Annotated in this window: 13 protein-coding genes; 9 read left to right on the top strand and 4 right to left on the bottom strand. The window is 66.7% G+C overall.

Annotation, left to right across the window (positions count from 1 at the left end; translation table 11 throughout):
- Window positions 1-193: 193 nt before the first annotated feature.
- The 6 genes from purF to purM all read left to right on the top strand — a co-directional run bounded on the left by purF (window position 194) and on the right by purM (window position 9,191).
- Window positions 194-1,774, top strand: coding sequence for an amidophosphoribosyltransferase (gene purF, locus NA11_RS31425; RefSeq protein WP_069165664.1), 1,581 nt, complete (start codon window positions 194-196; stop codon window positions 1,772-1,774).
- Window positions 1,775-2,285: 511 nt separating this feature from the next.
- A complete protein-coding gene (locus NA11_RS31420; protein WP_084655222.1) occupies window positions 2,286-3,902 on the top strand; it encodes an ABC transporter substrate-binding protein in 1,617 nt (538 codons plus the stop codon).
- Window positions 3,903-4,024: 122 nt separating this feature from the next.
- Complete coding sequence (locus NA11_RS31415; protein WP_245746300.1) at window positions 4,025-5,035, top strand: ABC transporter permease; 1,011 nt, start codon at window positions 4,025-4,027, stop codon at window positions 5,033-5,035.
- A gap of 29 nt (window positions 5,036-5,064) precedes the next feature.
- Entirely contained in the window at window positions 5,065-6,138 is a 1,074-nt protein-coding gene (locus tag NA11_RS31410) for an ABC transporter permease (RefSeq protein ID WP_439957121.1), read from the top strand.
- The gene (locus NA11_RS31405; RefSeq protein WP_069165661.1) at window positions 6,135-7,826 is read left to right on the top strand and encodes an ABC transporter ATP-binding protein; all 1,692 of its coding nucleotides are present in this window, start codon (window positions 6,135-6,137) and stop codon (window positions 7,824-7,826) included. The genes NA11_RS31410 and NA11_RS31405 overlap by 4 nt, the downstream gene beginning before the upstream one ends.
- Window positions 7,827-8,114: 288 nt before the next feature.
- The gene (gene purM, locus NA11_RS31400) at window positions 8,115-9,191 is read left to right on the top strand and encodes a phosphoribosylformylglycinamidine cyclo-ligase (RefSeq protein ID WP_069165660.1); all 1,077 of its coding nucleotides are present in this window, start codon (window positions 8,115-8,117) and stop codon (window positions 9,189-9,191) included.
- A gap of 183 nt (window positions 9,192-9,374) precedes the next feature.
- On the opposite strand, the gene NA11_RS31395 is transcribed toward purM, so the two are convergent.
- The 4 genes from NA11_RS31395 to ygfZ all read right to left on the bottom strand — a co-directional run bounded on the left by NA11_RS31395 (window position 9,375) and on the right by ygfZ (window position 12,721).
- Window positions 9,375-9,581 (bottom strand): DUF3073 domain-containing protein, encoded by a 207-nt coding sequence (locus NA11_RS31395; RefSeq protein ID WP_069165659.1) that lies wholly within the window; start codon window positions 9,579-9,581, stop codon window positions 9,375-9,377.
- A gap of 176 nt (window positions 9,582-9,757) precedes the next feature.
- Window positions 9,758-10,711: an asparaginase gene (locus NA11_RS31390; RefSeq protein WP_069165658.1), complete on the bottom strand. Its 954-nt coding sequence runs from the start codon at window positions 10,709-10,711 to the stop codon at window positions 9,758-9,760.
- Window positions 10,708-11,448 (bottom strand): MOSC domain-containing protein, encoded by a 741-nt coding sequence (locus NA11_RS31385; RefSeq protein ID WP_069165657.1) that lies wholly within the window; start codon window positions 11,446-11,448, stop codon window positions 10,708-10,710. Before NA11_RS31385 ends, NA11_RS31390 begins: the two co-directional genes overlap by 4 nt.
- Before the next feature lie 160 nt (window positions 11,449-11,608).
- Window positions 11,609-12,721: a CAF17-like 4Fe-4S cluster assembly/insertion protein YgfZ gene (gene ygfZ / locus NA11_RS31380; RefSeq protein WP_069165656.1), complete on the bottom strand. Its 1,113-nt coding sequence runs from the start codon at window positions 12,719-12,721 to the stop codon at window positions 11,609-11,611.
- Between the two features lie 206 nt (window positions 12,722-12,927).
- On the opposite strand from ygfZ, the gene NA11_RS31375 reads away from it, so the two are divergent.
- The 3 genes from NA11_RS31375 (at window position 12,928) to cydB (ending at window position 16,563) form a co-directional block, all read left to right on the top strand.
- On the top strand, window positions 12,928-13,848 hold the full coding sequence (locus NA11_RS31375) for an aminodeoxychorismate lyase (protein WP_069165655.1): 921 nt from the start codon (window positions 12,928-12,930) through the stop codon (window positions 13,846-13,848).
- 174 nt (window positions 13,849-14,022) lie between these two features.
- A complete protein-coding gene (locus NA11_RS31370) occupies window positions 14,023-15,522 on the top strand; it encodes a cytochrome ubiquinol oxidase subunit I (protein ID WP_069165654.1) in 1,500 nt (499 codons plus the stop codon).
- 9 nt (window positions 15,523-15,531) lie between these two features.
- Window positions 15,532-16,563, top strand: a complete 1,032-nt coding sequence (cydB, locus tag NA11_RS31365; RefSeq protein ID WP_069165653.1) for a cytochrome d ubiquinol oxidase subunit II — start codon at window positions 15,532-15,534, stop codon at window positions 16,561-16,563.
- The last annotated feature ends 1 nt before the right edge of the window (window position 16,564 follow it).

Genomic DNA, 16,564 nt, shown 5'->3' with positions numbered 1-16,564 from the left:
TCGATCCCGCTCCGCTGCCGTGATCCGCGCTGTCGGTAGTCGTCACGGCTTCGCACGGTAACAGCTACCGATGCCGAATTCGCCGGACTCGCGCCGCGCCGGATTGCTACTCGTATGCGGTGCGGTGATCGCGATCGAACATTCACCCGTAGAATGAGACCTGCCCCCAGCCCGCCCGAACAGGGAGCAAACGGTGACCAACGCCGAACTGCCGGTCGAAAGCACATCCGCCACCACCGATCAGGTCGAGAACGAGCCGCGCGAAGAGTGCGGCGTGTTCGGAGTCTGGGCGCCGAGCGAGGACGTGGCGAAGCTCACGTACTACGGCTTGTACGCGCTGCAGCACCGCGGCCAGGAGGCGGCGGGCATCGCGGTTTCCGACGGTTCGCAGATCTTGGTCTTCAAGGACCTCGGGTTGGTCAGTCAGGTATTCGACGAGCAGACCTTGGCCGCCATGCCGGGCCACATCGCCGTCGGCCACTGCCGCTACTCCACGACCGGTGGCGTGACCTGGGAAAACGCACAGCCCATCTTCCGTACCACCTCGGTCGGCTCCGGACTTGCCTTGGGGCACAACGGCAATCTGGTGAACACCGCCGAATTGGCGGGCCGGGCACGGGAACTCGGGCTCATCGGCGCGACGGTGGCCAACGGCCGCCCGCAGCCGATCGCCGCGACCTCCGACTCCGATGTGATCACCGCGCTGCTCGCACACGCCTCCGCCGACTCGAGCATCGAGCAGGCCGCGATGGAGTTGCTCCCGACGCTGCGCGGCGCGTTCTGCCTCACCTTCATGGACGAGCACACCCTCTACGCCGCGCGTGATCCGCACGGCGTGCGCCCGCTCTGCCTCGGCAGGCTGGACCGTGGCTGGGTTGTTGCCAGCGAAACCGCAGCGCTGGACATCGTCGGCGCCGCCTTCGTCCGCGAGATCGAACCCGGCGAACTGCTGGCGATCGACGCCGACGGCGTGCGGTCGATGCGCTTCGCCAACCCCGAGCCCAAGGGCTGCGTCTTCGAATACGTCTATCTGGCCAGGCCGGACAGCACCATCTCCGGTCGCTCGGTGCACGCAACCCGGGTGGAGATCGGCCGCCGCTTGGCCAAGGAGCATCCGGTGGACGCGGACCTGGTCATCCCGGTGCCCGAATCCGGCACCCCCGCCGCGGTCGGCTACGCGCAAGGCTCAGGTGTGCCGTACGGCCAGGGTCTGATGAAGAACGCCTACGTGGGCCGCACCTTCATTCAGCCGAGCCAGACCATCCGCCAGTTGGGTATTCGACTGAAGCTCAACCCGCTGCGCGAGGTCATCCGCGGCAAGCGGCTCATCGTCGTCGACGACTCCATCGTTCGCGGCAACACCCAGCGCGCCCTGATCCGGATGCTCCGCGAAGCAGGCGCCTTGGAGATCCACGTCCGGATCGCCTCGCCGCCGGTGAAGTGGCCGTGCTTCTACGGCATCGACTTCGCCTCGCCCGCCGAGTTGATCGCCAACGGTTCCGGTGCGGAAGGCAGCTTCGACGAGATGGTCGAGGGGGTGCGGCGCTCGATCGGCGCCGACACGCTCGGTTATATCTCCACCGAAGGCATGATCGCCGCCACCGAGCAGCCGCGGTCGCGGCTGTGCTGTGCGTGCTTCGACGGGGAGTACCCGATCGCGCTGCCTACGGAAGCTGCGATTGGTAAGAACGTGCTCGAGGGCATGCTTACGGGTAAGTCGGAGGCTATTTTGTTGGCGGACAATGCGAACGCGAGCGCGTTGAGTCGTCCGTAGGGGGTTGCGCCTTCCTGTTCGGGGAAGTTGACGAGCAAAGCAAAGCTGTGCGGCCTGGGACGGGGTAGTCAGAGGGCCCGGCCGTGCCGGGAAGAGCGAAGAGCCCGGCCACGCCGGAGGAGCTCCCGGCTGATCTTGGTGGGGATCCGGTTGTTGGCTGTCGCATTCGTCGGATAGGTCCGATTCTGCTGTCGTCTGCGGGGCGACACGGCATGGCGACTTCTCATTGTTTGGGAGTGTCGAGGTTAATGTCTTCGTCTGTGCCATGGCTTCCTCGAGACACCACACGGTGCCAGCTAGTGCCTTACTGGACATTCGTCCGGTGATCAGGCCTTGGTGCTGCACCATTTGCAACGTCTGGGCGCACCGTGAAGTTTTTTTCTCTGAAAACGCAACGTGCCGGAAATGGTTCGTGGGTACGGTGCCCGTCAGATCGGAAGTTCATTGTGTCCGCACCACGCCTGCGATCCAGGCGAACGCGGTGCGGCGCTCGAGAAGTAGTGGGGCCCTGATGTTGGTTTCAAGAGCACCTGGGGGCCGGACCGGGACGCGAGCTATCGCGGCCGTCGGCCTGGCGACGCTGGTGGCGTCGGCATTGGCTGGTTGTGGTTCCGGCCGAACCGGTGATGGTGGTACTGGTGGCGGATTGTTGGCCGGCACCACAGACAAGATCTTTTCGCTCGACCCGGCGGCTGCCTACGACAATGGCTCGCTGGTCGCGGAAACGCAGTTCTACCAGTACCTACTGAACTTCGCGCCGGGCGACGCGACGCCGAAGCCGGACGCCGCGGAGAAGTGCGAGTTCACCTCGCCGACGGTGTACACCTGCACGGTGAAGCCGGGCCTCAAGTTCGCCAACGGCAATCCGCTGACCGCCAAGAGCGTGAAGTTCTCCTTCGACCGGATGGTCAAGATCAACGACCCCAACGGTCCCGCTTCGCTGCTCGGCAACCTCGAGAAGACGGACGCACCCGACGACAAGACGGTGCAGTTCACGCTGAAGGTCGCCAACGACCAGACTTTCCCGGCGATCCTGCCGACCCAGGCCGGTCCGATCGTCGACGAGAAGGTGTACTCGCCGGACAAGGTGATGGCCGACGAGGAAGTCGTCAAGAACAAGGGTTACTCGGGCCCGTACACGATCGCGAGCTACGACAAGAACAAGCTGGTCGAGTACAAGGCGTTCCCGGACTACAACGGCATCCTCGGCAAGCCGAAGACCGAGACGGTGTCGACGAAGTACTACGCGACCACCGACAACATGAAGCTGGACCTGCAGAACGGTTCGCTCGACGTCGCCTACCGGTCGCTGACCCCCACCGACATCGAATCCCTGCGTGGTGACAGCAAGGTCACCGTGCACGAGGGCCCCGGTGGCGAGCTGCGCTACATCGTCTTCAACATGAACACCATGCCCGGCGGCACGCCGGAGCAGAAGCTTGCGGTGCGCAAGGCGCTCGCGTCGACGGTCGACCGGGCCGCGCTGGCCAAGAGCGTCTACAAGGGCACCTACACCCCGGCGTACTCGTCTGTCCCGCAGGGTGTTCCGGGCGCGGCGGAGCCGTTCAAGGAGATCTACGGCGCCGACCCGAGCAAGGACAAGGCCGCCAAGTTCCTCTCCGACGCTGGCGTTGCCACCCCGGTCGAGCTGAACCTGCAGTACAACCCGGACCACTACGGTTCGAGCAGCTCCGAGGAATACGCGGCGATCAAGTCGCAGCTGGAGGCCAGCGGCCTGTTCCGGGTGAACCTGCAGTCCACCGAATGGGTGAGCTACCAGCGGGAACGCGCACGTGACTCCTACCCGCTGTACCAATTCGGTTGGTTCCCGGACTTTCCGGACCCGGACAACTACCTGACCCCGTTCTTCGGGCCGAACAACTTCCTGCAGTCGCACTTCGAAAACCCCGGCATCAACGCACAACTGGTCGCCGAGGCCACCGAGGGTGACAAGACCAAGCGGCTCGAGATCATCAAGGGCGTGCAGAAGGACCTCGCGCAGAACTTCCTGCCGATCGTTCCGCTGTTGGCGGGCAAGCAGATTGCCGTCTCCGGTAAGGGCGTGCAGGGCGTCGAGCAGACCTTGGACGCGTCCTTCAAGTTCCGCTACACGGTGCTGAGCAAGTGACATCCGGCAAAGCCGGGCCCGGAACGATTGCTGCGCCAGAAACGAAGCCAGCGCCGGTCCGGGCCCGGCGCTTCGGCGTGCCACGAATAAGGAAGGGCGGGAGCGATTCTCGTCAGCTGGCGCTGCTCCGTTACCTGGGCGTGCGCCTGCTGTTGATCCCGGTGACCGCATGGATTCTGGTCACCGTCGTGTTCTTCCTGATGCGCGTGGCCGGTGACCCGATCAGCGCGGCCATGGGTGGCCGAATGACCCAGGAGCAGATCGAGATCCGCAAGGAGGCGGCCGGGCTGAACCGGCCGATCCTGTCGCAGTACTGGGATTACATCTCCGGTCTCGCGACCGGGGATTTCGGTCGCTCGCAAGACAATCGGCAGATCAGCGAGGTGGTGACCACCTACGGCGCCGCCTCGCTCGAGCTGATGTTCTGGGCACTCATCGTGGCCTTCGCGATCGGCATCCCGCTGGGCAGATACGCAGCGACACACCGTGATTCGGTGCAGGACACCGGCCTGCGGTTGTTCGCGATCCTGGCGTACGCGGCACCGGTGTTCTTCGTCGGTCTGCTGCTCAAGCTGATCTTCGCGGTGAAGCTCGGCTGGCTGCCGGTGGCAGGCAGGGCAAGCACGAATGTCGAACTGCAGCTGCAGCATGTGTCGCCGAAGACCAACATCATGTTGATCGACGGGATCCTGTACGGCGACCCCGGCTACATCGTCGACGTGCTCGAACACGCGGTGCTGCCTGCGATCGCGCTCGGGTTGCTGACCGCGGGCATCTTCCTGCGGCTGGTGCGGATCAACCTGATCCAGACCCTGCGCTCCGATTACGTGGATGCCGCGCGGGCGCGCGGCCTGTCCCAACGGGTGGTCACCGGGCGACATGCGTTCCGCAACGCGATGATTCCGATCGTCACCGTGATGGGTATGCAGATCGCCATGATGCTCGGCGGCGCGGTGCTGACCGAGACCACCTTCGAGTGGAAGGGCCTCGGGTATCAGCTCGCGACGTATCTGTCGGCCCGCGACTTCGTCGCCGTGCAGGGCATCGTCGCGTTCATCGCGGTGGTCGTCGCGGTGATGAGCTTTGCGGTGGATGCCCTTGTGGCCATGATTGATCCGAGGGTGAGGTTCTGATGACCGCACCGGAATTGTTGAACGAACCGATGGTGCCGCCACCGGTGCCGCCGTCGGTGCGTCGCGGAATCCCCGGTCTGAAGCTGTTCTCGATGACCGCCGGCCTGCAACGCGCGACGTTGATCCTCGGGCTGAGCCTGGTCGGCATCTTCGTGTTCGCGGCCATCTTCGCACCGCTGATCGCGCCTTACGGTTTCGCGCAAAGTGCTTCCGACGGTGTCGATTTCGTCCGCCAGCAGGCACCGTCGGCCGAGCACTGGTTCGGGACATCGGTGCGTGGCGAGGACGTGTTCTCCCGGGTGATCTGGGGTGCGCGCACCGCACTCTTCGTCATCGCGATCTCGCTGGTGCTTTCGCTGTTCGTCGGCGTGCCGCTCGGCCTGCTTTCGGGCTACCTCGGCCGCTGGGTCGACCGGGTGCTCGTGCTGTTCATGGACGCGATGTACGCCTTCCCGACGCTGCTGCTCGCGATCGTGGTGTCCATCGTGGTCGCGGGTGGTCGCTCCACCAGCTTCGGTGGTGTGCTGTCCGCCGCGGTGGCGATCACGGCCGTCTTTGTGCCGCAGTACTTCCGGGTGGTGCGCAACGCGACGGTCGCGGTGAAGAACGAACCGTATGTGGATGCCGCCCGGGTCACCGGCGCGTCCACCGCGCGAATCCTGTTCCGGCACATCTTCGCCAACGTCACGCAGTCGCTGCCGGTGATCGTCACCCTGAACGGGTCGGAGGCCATTCTCACGCTGGCAGGCCTCGGCTTCCTCGGATTCGGCATCGAGCCGACCCAGGCCGCCGAATGGGGCTACGACCTCAACAAGGCACTGTCCGATGTCTCCAACGGCATCTGGTGGACCGGCATCTTCCCCGGCTTCGCCATCGTGCTCGTCGTGCTCGGTATGACGCTGGTCGGCGAGAGCCTCAACGAGGTGCTCAACCCGATCCTGCGTACCCGTCGCGCGGTCGCCGCGGCGCCGGGCGACGCCATCACCGTCGCAGGCATCGAGGTGGCCGCCCCGAGCGAGCTCGATGGTGACACCACCGAAGCCGAGCCTGCCGGCGACGCACTGGTGAAGGACAGCACTGCTACCGGGAAGGAGACAACATGACAACGCCAACCACGGCGACCGACAAGAAGCGTCCTGCGCTGTCGATCGAATCGCTGTCGGTCACCTTCGCGACCGACGCGGGTCCCGTCTACGCGGTCACCGACGTCTCCTACGAGGTGTTCCCCGGTGAGGTGCTCGCCATCGTCGGGGAGTCCGGGTCGGGCAAGTCGGTGAGTTCACGCACCGCGATGGGCTTGCTGCCGCTGACCGCGCGGGTGCGCGGTCTGGTCACCCTCGGCACCGAGACCATCACCTCGATGAACGAGCGGCAGCTCACCGCTCTGCGCGGCGGTGCGATCTCGATGGTGTTCCAGGAGCCGGGCCTCGCGCTCGACCCGCTGTTCACCGTCGGCTTCCAGATCTGCGAGGCGCTGCGCGCGCATTCGGACATGACCAAGAAGGCCGCGAAGGCGCGCGCGATCGAATTGCTGCGCATGGTCGGCCTGCCCGATCCCGAGCACCGCGTCGACTACTACCCGCACCAGCTCTCCGGCGGGCAGAAGCAGCGCGTGGTGATCGCCATCGCCATCGCCTGCGAGCCGAAGGTGATCATCGCCGACGAGCCGACCACGGCATTGGACGTGACGGTGCAGGCGGAGATCCTCGAGCTGCTGCGTGACCTGCGCGACCGGATCGGCAGCGCCATCGTGTTGATCACCCACAACATGGGTGTGGTCGCCGACCTGGCCGACCGGGTCGTGGTGATGCGCAACGGCGAGGTGGTCGAGCAGGCACCGGTGGACGAGCTGTTCGCCAGCCCGAAGGCGGACTACACGCGGGCGCTGCTCGCCGCGGTCCCGCATCTCGGCACCGAGCAACTCGCACACGGCCCTGCCGAAGAGGTGGCCGCGAGCGCCGAGCCGGTGCTCGAGGTCTGCGATCTGGTTGTCGAGTTCCCCGGTTCGTTCGGGCGGCCGCCGTTCCGCGCGGTCGACGATGTGAACCTGTGCATCGGGCCCGGCGAAACCCTTGGCCTGGTCGGCGAATCCGGCTCGGGCAAGTCGACCATCGGCCGCTGTGTCGCCGCGCTGCAACGGCCGACCTCGGGCGTGGTGAAGATCCGTGGACAGGACATCGCTGGCCTGTCCGGCAGCAAGCTGCGCCCGATCCGCAAGCGCTTCGGCTTCGTGTTCCAGGACCCGGCGAGCTCGCTGAATCCACGGCTCACCGTCGGTGAGTGCGTGGCCGAGCCGCTGCTGGTGCACAAGAAGGGCAGCTCCGCGGAGATCAAGGCGCGGGTGCGCAAACTGCTCGACGACGTTCAGCTGCCCGCGGGCACCGAGCGCAGGTATCCGCACGAGCTGTCCGGCGGCCAGCGCCAGCGCGCGAGCCTGGCACGGGCCCTGGTCCTCGACCCGGATCTGCTGGTTGCCGACGAGCCGACCAGCGCGCTCGACGTCTCCGTGCAGGCCGCGGTGCTCGAGCTGTTCGGGCAGCTGCAGCGCGAATGTGGTTGGGCCTGTCTGTTCATCAGCCACGACCTGGCGGTGGTCGATCAGCTGGCCGACCGAATCGTGGTGCTGCGCAACGGCGCTGTGGTCGAGCAGGGTGATCGTGATCGCATCCTGCGCGCGCCGCAGGAGGAGTACACGCAGCGGTTGGTCGCGGCGGTGCCGGTGCCCGATCCGGTCGAGCAGCGCAGGCGACGCGCGGCGACCGCCGACCTGTTCGCGACCGAGCGGAGTTAGTGACCAACACCATGCGGCGTTCGTACGTAGTGCAATCGAGACGAATCGAACGCCGCATGGTGTCCTCGGCCGGATACCGTGACAACTGGTCGCGCAGGCGCAGGGGTCACTTGTCGAGTACGCCGAGCGCTTTTCGGCCGACACGTGGTCAGCCCGGTTGACAAGTCTCGCGGCACCCAGGTCCGGCAAAAAGGCACGGGTAGGCGGGACAGCTGCAACGTAGTGACAGCTCTCCGGTAGCGTGAGCAGGCATCTATCCGCCGATTCGGTTTGGAGCTTTCCCCGAAAATGACTGAACAGACCCCCAGTGGTGGTGCCTCGTACGCCGCGGCAGGCGTGGATATCGAGGCAGGTGACCGCGCAGTCGAGTTGTTCGGGCCATTGGCGAAGAAGGCGAGCCGACCCGAGGTCCAGGGCGGCCTCGGCGGGTTCGCCGGACTGTTCGCGCTGAAGGGTGGCTACCGCGAACCGCTGCTCGCCGCCTCCACCGACGGGGTCGGCACCAAGATCGCGGTCGCGCAGGCGATGGACAAGCACGACACCGTCGGGCTCGACCTCGTCGCGATGGTCGTCGACGATCTCGTCGTCTGCGGCGCCGAGCCGCTGTTCCTGCAGGATTACATCGCCATCGGCAAGGTCGTCCCGGAGAAGGTCGCCGAGCTGGTCTCCGGCATCGCCGAGGGCTGCGTGCGGGCGGGTTGCGCGTTGCTCGGCGGCGAAACCGCTGAGCACCCCGGCCTGATGGACCCGGACGACTACGACCTGTCCGCGACCGGCGTCGGCGTGGTCGAAGCCGACGCGGTGCTCGGCCCGGACCGGGTGCGTCCCGGTGACGTGGTGATCGCGATGGGTTCCTCCGGCCTGCACTCGAACGGCTACAGCTTGGCCCGCAAGGTGCTGCTCGACATCGATCGGATGTCGCTCACCGGGCATGTCGAGGAGTTCGGGCGCACCCTCGGCGAGGAGTTGCTCGAGCCGACCCGGATCTACGCCAAGGATTGCCTCGCGCTGATCGCCGAGACCGATGTGCGCACCTTCGCGCATGTCACCGGTGGCGGGCTGGCCGCCAACCTGGGCCGCGTGCTGCCTGCGGGCATGGTGGCCGAGCTGGATCGCGGGACATGGAACCCGGCGCCGGTCTTCAAGATGATCGCGCAGCGCGGCCGGGTCGAGCGGGTCGAGATGGAGAAGACGTTCAACATGGGCGTCGGCATGGTCGCCGTTGTCGCGCCGGAGGACGTCGATCGCGCGCTCGCCGTGCTGACCGCACGGCACATCGAATGCTGGACGCTCGGCACCGTCAAGAAGGCCAAGGACGCCGAGGCTGTGCGCGCCATCCTGGTCGGCGAGCACCCGCGGTTCTGAGCCTGCCTGGCGGCCCGCCACAACTACACCCGAACACACGTCAGCGTCCCGCATCATCAGATGCGGGACGCTGGTGCGTTATAAGCGTTTTCGGCGCCGACTTGGTTCGGAGCAAGCCGTCAACACGCAGCAACGGCTGAAGGGGGAGGCACGTCGACCTCCCCCTTCAGACAGTGCTCCGAGTCAGCGGCGCCAGTCGTCGTAGTCGTCCTCTTCCCACTGGGATGAGGACTTGTCCGCGTCGTGCTCATCGGACAGCACACCACTCCGTTGGGAGTTGGGGCTTCCCGAAAGCTCGCGCTGAAGGCTCGCGAAGTCGCTCGGCGGGCTGCTGTACTTCAGCTCGCGTGCGACCTTGGTCTGCTTTGCCTTAGCCCGGCCACGGCCCATGGCTGACCCCCTCGCGTCACTGCGGGGCGGCCTGGGGTTTGGTTGGCGGCCCCGTTCGAATTAATACTCTTCCTGACAGACACTTTAGCGCGTGTCTGGCCGTCCCGCTTCCAGGAGTGGGTGAAGAACTCCGGAAGAGGTTCCGTTTGCCCGGTTGTCGCCCTCGACCGGGGGGCCTACAGCACCCCGGGGATCGCGCGAATCACGCCGACCCGAGCAGCGCCGCCGAGCACCGGAGGCGCAGCGAGTTCCGTGTGCGCGTCGGACCAATCGATGCCGATGCGGTGCAAAATGGCCAGCGTCAGGGGCATTCGGGCACGGTCGTGTCCGTCATCGATCTTGTAGGCGAAAGCTGTTCCGTCGGGCAGCGCGCCTGCGTGCACACCATCGGCGCCGATCTTGCAAACCAGTCCGGGAGTGGCTTGCATGGCCAGCAGATCGGGTGCGTTGGTGCCCGAAATCACTCGCGGATGCGCGCGAATGGCGTCGGCGACGCGGCGCTCCGGTGCGTCGGGAGCCGCGGTCGCCATGGTCGCGAACACGCGGGCCAGATTCACCAGCGAGACCGGAATGATCGGCAGGCCACAACCATCGATGCCGAGATCGGTCTCGATCTCGCCGGTGAGGTCGGCCACGGTCGCGATGATCGCCTGCTGCAACGGATGTGCCTGGTCGAGGTAGCCATCGGTGGGCCAGTCGTTGATCTTGCAGGTCGCCAGCATCGCGGCGTGCTTGCCCGAGCAGTTCATGTAGATGCGGCGCGGTTCGTGCGAACCGGAAAGGACGGCCGCGCGCGCTGTGTCGTCGACCGGCAGATCCGGCGGGCAGGCCAGCGACTTCTCGTCGAAGCCGAAGCGGTCGAGGAGCCTGCGCACCAGCGCGACATGGTCGGGCTCGCCGTAATGCGAGGCGGTCGCGATCGCGAGCTCGGCGTCGTCGACCGGCTCGAACCCGTGCCGCAGCAAGGTGATCGCCTGCATCGGCTTGTTGGTCGAGCGCGGGAAGATCGGCAGATGCACCTCGCCGAGCGCGAGGGTCGGCTCGCCCGCGGGATCGAGGATGACCGCCGAGCCGCGGTGCACGCATTCACGGAAGCCGGAGCGAACGACTTCAACCAGTTCCACACTCACAGTTGGGCTCCCGTGTCGAGTTCGGCGGCGCGCCGGTCGGTCGCGCCGTTGTCGGTGGTGCTGACCGCTTTTCGCGCGGCGGCCCGCTCGGCGTTCGCGTGCCTGCGGGCGTGGCGATCGATCTGCCTCCGCACGTCGTCGGACAGCGTCGGCTCCGCGGCGAGCAGGATTGCGAGCAGGTCGGGGTCGTCGCCGACGAACAGATCGCGCACGGTGATGCCGTGGTCGGGAACGTGCACCACCGCAACCTCGTCGCCTGCGCCGATCGTGCCCTCGGTCAGTACCCGCAGGTAGGCGCCGGTGTCACTGCGCAGCGTGAAGCGCTTGACCCACTGGGCTTCTCCGCTCCAATGCTGAAAGGTGGCGCACGGCACGCGCGGCGCGCTCACCTCGAGCAGGGTGTCGCCGATCGCCAAGCGTGCGCCGATTACTGCGTCGCTGACCGCGAGCCCGGTGATGCGCAGGTTCTCGCCGAACCACCCCGCGGGCAACTCGCGATCGAGTTCGCCGCCCCAGCGCTTGGCGTCCTCGTCCGCATACGCGTAGACCGCCTGATGGGCGCCGCCGTGGTGCGCGGTGTCACAGACGTGGTCGCCGTCGAGCCCGAGCGTGCGCACCGGCACCCGGCCCGGCTGCGGGCGTTTGTCGATCGCGGTCCGGCCGACCCGGCCAGGCACTTCGAGCTCGGCGTGCACGACGCAGACGGCCAGCACTCGGCCGGTGTCACCGGTTCGCATCGGTGCTGCTCCTCTCGTCGGGTAGTCGGATATCGGTGGGCGAGGCGGCGGCGCGCGGGAATTCGGCGACAGCGCGCCGCGGGTGATGAGAGGTCACCGCGCTGCCCGGCCGCGGGGCAGGGAGCTTGTGCTCCTTCGGGATTCGAGGCGCATGGGCGCGTCAGCGGCCGCGGAGCCGATCGACCGCGAGCCTGCCTGCCTGCGGTCCGTCGTCCGAGGGCACCGAATCGGGATCGATGGCGGCGGCGCTCGGGCCTGCGGTCAGCGCGGTGTCGGCGGGCACGGTGCGTTTGATCAGCGCGAGCGCGATCGGACCGAGTTCGTAGTGGTCGATGACGGTGCCGAGTCGGCCGACCGTGCGGCCGCCCGCGGTGACATCGTCGCCGGCCGAGGGGCGCTCGTCGGCGGAACCGTCCAGGTGCAGCAGCACCAGATGTCGCGGTGGCTTGCCCAAGTTGTGCACCCGCGCCACGGTCTCCTGGCCGCGGTAGCAGCCCTTGTCCAAATGCACCGCGCCGTACTCGGCGACCCCGCCGATCCAGCGCGCCTCGTGCGGGATGGTGCGCTCGTCGGTGTCCAGCCCGATTCGCGGCCGCACCGCGGCGACCCGCAAGGCCTCGAAGGTCCACAGGCCTGCGGGTTCGGCGCCTGCCTCGGTGAGGCGGGTCCACCAATCCGACAGCTGGGCGCGGGGAATCACCAGATCGAACGAGTCGGCGGTGGGCCACGGCATCCGCCGCAGGAAGCCGCCGTCGGGCAGCGGCACCGCCGCGTAGGTGCCCGGCAGGCTCGCGACACCGATGGCCTCGGTCAGCTCGGCGACCTTCGGGCCGAGCAAGCTCAGCACCGCGTAGTCGGCCGCGGCCGGCTGCGCGTCGGCCCAGAAGACCATCTTCCGCAGGAACTCCAGCAGCGCGGGACCGCGATCGCCTTCGGCATCTATATACACGGTGCCGTCCAGCTCGGTGAGCACGAAATGGTGCAGCACCCGGCCGTTCAGATCGAGATCGAGGTTCTCCGCCGACTCCCCGTTGCCGAGGCCAGCGATGTGCTGGCTGGTGATGGTGTGCAGCCAGGTCAGCCGTTCGGCGCCGGTGATGGTGATGACGAAACGGTGCGAACGATCGATGACTGCCGCACGCTGCACAGCGGCGCGCTGTTCGCCGAGTGGATCACCGTAGTGCCACGCGACGGCGGCATCGGGCGAACCCGGCGCTCCCGCGACGGCTCCCGAAACAGCGAGGATAGGGCTGGGCGCAACGACCACGGACACATTTCCACTGTAGGCGGGGTCGGCATCGGGTGTCAGAACCGGGGCTCTCGGGTGCCGCGAACCGACCTAGCGAGAGGCGCACTGAACGTCTGGCGCGCGGCGTCCGACCAACGTCTGAGTGAATCTTCGGCGGCAGGTTGCACAAAAAGGTCATGAAGTCTGTCGTGACATGGGCGCGGCGAACCAACACCGCCTAGTCTCGACGCATGGTAGATCGGGTTCTTGTCTCACTCGACGGCGCGGTCAGGGACGCGGACGCGCCGTTGCTGTTTGCGGACGATATCGGCGTATTGCGCGGCGACGGAATTTTCGAAACGGTTCTGGTGCGTGCGGGCAACGCATGCGCGATCGAATTTCATCTAGGCAGACTGCGTCGCTCGGCGCAGGCGCTGGATCTGCCGGAGCCCGAGCTGGGGCGATGGCGAACCGCGGTCGAGCGGGCCGCGAAAGAGTGGGGGAGTGATCGCGAAGGCGTGATGCGGCTGGTGCTCACCCGCGGCCGCGATTCGGAGCTCTCCGGGGTGACCGAGAAGGTGACGACCGGTGATCTGGCGGCCGCCGTTCCGGTGCCGACCGCCTATGTCCTTGTGCTACCCGTGCCCGATCGGGTGCAGAAGGCGCGCACCGAAGGCGTTGCCGTGGTGACCCTTTCCCGCGGCATCTCGATCGACCTGGCGCAGGCCGCGCCGTGGCAGCTGCTCGGCGCCAAGACACTGTCCTACGCCTCCAACATGGCGGCGCTGCGGTTCGCGGCGCGGATGGGCGCCGACGATGTGATCTTCACCAGCACCGAGAACCGGGTGCTCGAGGGACCGCGCTCGTCGGTGGTGATCGTGCGGGACAAGCAGCTGATCACCCCGCCCGCGAAGAACGGCATTCTGCCCGGTGTCACCCAGCGCGCGCTGTTCGTCGAGGCGGCGAAGGCAGGCTGGGAATGTACCTACAAGTCGCTGTTCACCGCTGATCTCCTTACCTGCGACAGCATTTGGATGCTGTCGAGCGTTTCGCTCGCCGCCAGGGTGAACTCGCTGGACGGGCTGCGGATGATGGCGCCGGACAACGCGGAGGAGATCATCGACTTGGTCGACCGCGGCATCGAGCGAGCAGGGGCCATCGGCGATTGGTGAGCGTGAAATCGGTTGTAGCTGCGTGATCTAAGTCCCATGGCTGCCGATGGGACGCGGTGAAAGCGCTGGTGGCGGCCAAATATCTAGGCGTGTCGTGTCCTAGGCCTCATTGTTCGAGCCTGCCTCCGACGTAGTATTACTACGTCCCGTCGTAGACGTAGGAGGAGGTCGGCGTTGAGTGCCCTTGACGTCTCACGGTGGCAGTTCGGCATCACGACGGTCTATCACTTTCTGCTGGTGCCGCTGACCATCGGACTCGCGCCGTTGGTCGCCGCCATGCAGACCGCGTGGGTGATCACCGGCAAAGACCACTGGCTGCGACTGACCAAGTTCTTCGGCAAGCTGTTCCTGATCAACTTCGCGCTCGGTGTCGCCACCGGCATCGTGCAGGAGTTCCAGTTCGGGATGAACTGGAGCGAATACTCCCGCTTCGTCGGTGACGTGTTCGGGGCGCCGCTCGCCTTGGAAGGCCTGATCGCCTTCTTCATGGAGTCGACCTTCCTCGGGCTGTGGATCTTCGGCTGGACTCGATTGCCGAAACTCGTCCACCTCGGCGCGATGTGGATGGTCGCCATCGGCGTGAACGCGTCGGCGTATTTCATCGTCGCCGCGAACTCGTTCATGCAGCATCCGGTCGGGGCACGGTTCAATCCGGAGACCGGCCGCGCCGAGCTCGACAGCATCGTCGCGGTGCTCACCAACAACACACTGCTGGCGGCCTTTCCGCATGTCGTCGCCGGATCCTTCGTGACAGCAGGCACTTTCGTGGCAGGCATCGCGGGTTGGTGGATGGTGCGCAAGGCGCGCAGCGGCGATGCCGCCCAGCTCGCTGAGGCGCGCACCATGTGGCGGCCTGCGGCGATCGCGGGCAGCTGGGTGATGCTGGTCTCGCTGGTCGCGCTGTTCTTCACCGGCGACACCCAGGGCAAGCTGATGTTCGAGCAGCAGCCGATGAAGATGGCCTCGGCGGAATCGTTGTGCCACACCAAGACCGACCCCGACTTCTCGATCCTGACGGTCGGCACGCACAACAACTGCGACAGCGTGACCCACGTGCTCGACGTGCCTGGCGTGCTGCCCTACCTGGCCAAGGGCAAGTTCAGCGACGTCACCCTGCCCGGCGTCGTCGACCTGCAACAGGAATACAACGCGAAGTACGGCGTCGGCGACTACCGGCCGAACCTGTTCGTCACCTACTGGTCCTTCCGGGCGATGATCGGGCTCGCGGCGGGCTCCGGATTGCTGGCGCTGGCAGGACTTTGGCTGACGCGTCGCGGCAGGGTGCCGGACCAGCGGTGGTTCTCCTGGCTCAGCCTGCTCGCCATTCCGACGCCGTTCCTGGCCAACAGCGCAGGCTGGGTGTTCACCGAAATGGGCCGCCAGCCTTGGGTTGTCGTGCCGAATCCGACGGGCGACCCGAATCTGCGGCTGACCGTGCAGGAAGGCGTGTCCAACCATTCGGTCACCACGGTGGTGATCTCGCTGGTCACCTTCACGCTGCTGTACGGCGCGCTGGCGATCGTGTGGTTCTACCTGATGCGGCGCTACGTGATACACGGTCCCGACCGAGCCGCGCCGCCGCCGACCGACACCGGTCCCGACGGCACCGGCGGGCCGCCCGGCCGGGCGAGCGCCGAAGAGCCTGCCGTCGAACAGCTTTCCTTCGCGTATTAGGAGCCGGCGATGAGTTTGCAAGAGTTCTGGTTCGTGCTGATCGGGGTGCTGTTCACCGGGTACTTCGTGCTGGAGGGTTTCGACTTCGGCGTCGGGATGCTGATGCCGATCCTCGGCAAGGGCTCCGACACGCGCCGCCGGGTGGTGCTCAACACCATCGGACCGGTGTGGGACGGCAACGAGGTGTGGGTGATCACCGCGGGCGGCGCCATGTTCGCGGCCTTTCCCGAGTGGTACGCCAGCATGTTCTCCGGCTTCTACCTGGCGCTGCTGGTGCTGCTCGTCGCGCTGATCCTGCGCATCTGCGCCATCGAATACCGCGGCAAGATCGACGACCCGCGCTGGCGGGCCCGCTGCGATATCGGCATCGGCATCGGTTCCTGGATACCGGCGCTGGCTTGGGGCTGGGTCTTCGCGAACATCGTGCGCGGGGTGCCGCTGAACGAGAAGAAGCAGTTCGCCGGTTCGGCGTGGGAGCTGTTGGGGCCCTACGCCTTGCTGGGTGGGCTCACCACCGGGCTGCTGTTCGCGCTGCACGGCGCGGTCTTCCTCGGGCTGAAGACCGGCGGCGAGGTGCGTGCCGACGCGCAACGCACGGCGCGGCTGCTGCTGGCGCCCACCGTCCTGGTGGTCGGTGCCTTCGGCCTATGGACGCAGCTGGCGTACGGCACCGGATGGACCTGGATTCCGTTGGGGCTTGCGGTGATCGGCCTGGCAGGCGCTGGCATCGCGGTGTACGCCGACCGTGACGGATGGGCGTTCACCGGGACCGCCCTCACCGTGGCGGCGGCCACCGCGCTCCTGTTCGGGTCGCTCTTCCCGAATGTGTTGCCCTCCACCATCGATGCGGCATTCAACCTCACGATCCACAACGCCTCGTCCACGCCGTACACGCTGAAGGTGATGAGCTGGGCGGCGCTGATCGTCACGCCGGTGGTGCTGATCTATCAGGGCTGGACGTATTGGATATTCCGTAAGCGGATCACCGTCGACCAGATCCCCGCGCCCGTTGGTCTACCGCTCGGTACGGCGAAGGACTGAG

It is taken from the genome of Nocardia altamirensis NBRC 108246 (genome assembly GCF_001612685.1).
GTDB classification, from domain to species: domain Bacteria; phylum Actinomycetota; class Actinomycetes; order Mycobacteriales; family Mycobacteriaceae; genus Nocardia; species Nocardia altamirensis.
The sequence above is the reverse complement of the archived record's forward strand: the minus strand, read 5'-3'. Positions and strand labels throughout refer to the sequence as shown.

Excerpts from the sequence above, each read along its gene's own strand:
- NA11_RS31420 (WP_084655222.1), top strand. The coding sequence starts at position 2,286 with ATGTTGGTTTCAAGAGCACCTGGGGGCCGGACCGGGACGCGAGCTATC.
- NA11_RS31410 (WP_439957121.1), top strand. The coding sequence starts at position 5,065 with ATGGTGCCGCCACCGGTGCCGCCGTCGGTGCGTCGCGGAATCCCCGGT.
- NA11_RS31405 (WP_069165661.1), top strand. The coding sequence starts at position 6,135 with ATGACAACGCCAACCACGGCGACCGACAAGAAGCGTCCTGCGCTGTCG.
- purM (WP_069165660.1), top strand. The coding sequence starts at position 8,115 with ATGACTGAACAGACCCCCAGTGGTGGTGCCTCGTACGCCGCGGCAGGC.
- NA11_RS31395 (WP_069165659.1), bottom strand. The coding sequence starts at position 9,581 with ATGGGCCGTGGCCGGGCTAAGGCAAAGCAGACCAAGGTCGCACGCGAG.
- NA11_RS31385 (WP_069165657.1), bottom strand. The coding sequence starts at position 11,448 with ATGCGAACCGGTGACACCGGCCGAGTGCTGGCCGTCTGCGTCGTGCAC.
- NA11_RS31375 (WP_069165655.1), top strand. The coding sequence starts at position 12,928 with ATGGTAGATCGGGTTCTTGTCTCACTCGACGGCGCGGTCAGGGACGCG.
- cydB (WP_069165653.1), top strand. The coding sequence starts at position 15,532 with ATGAGTTTGCAAGAGTTCTGGTTCGTGCTGATCGGGGTGCTGTTCACC.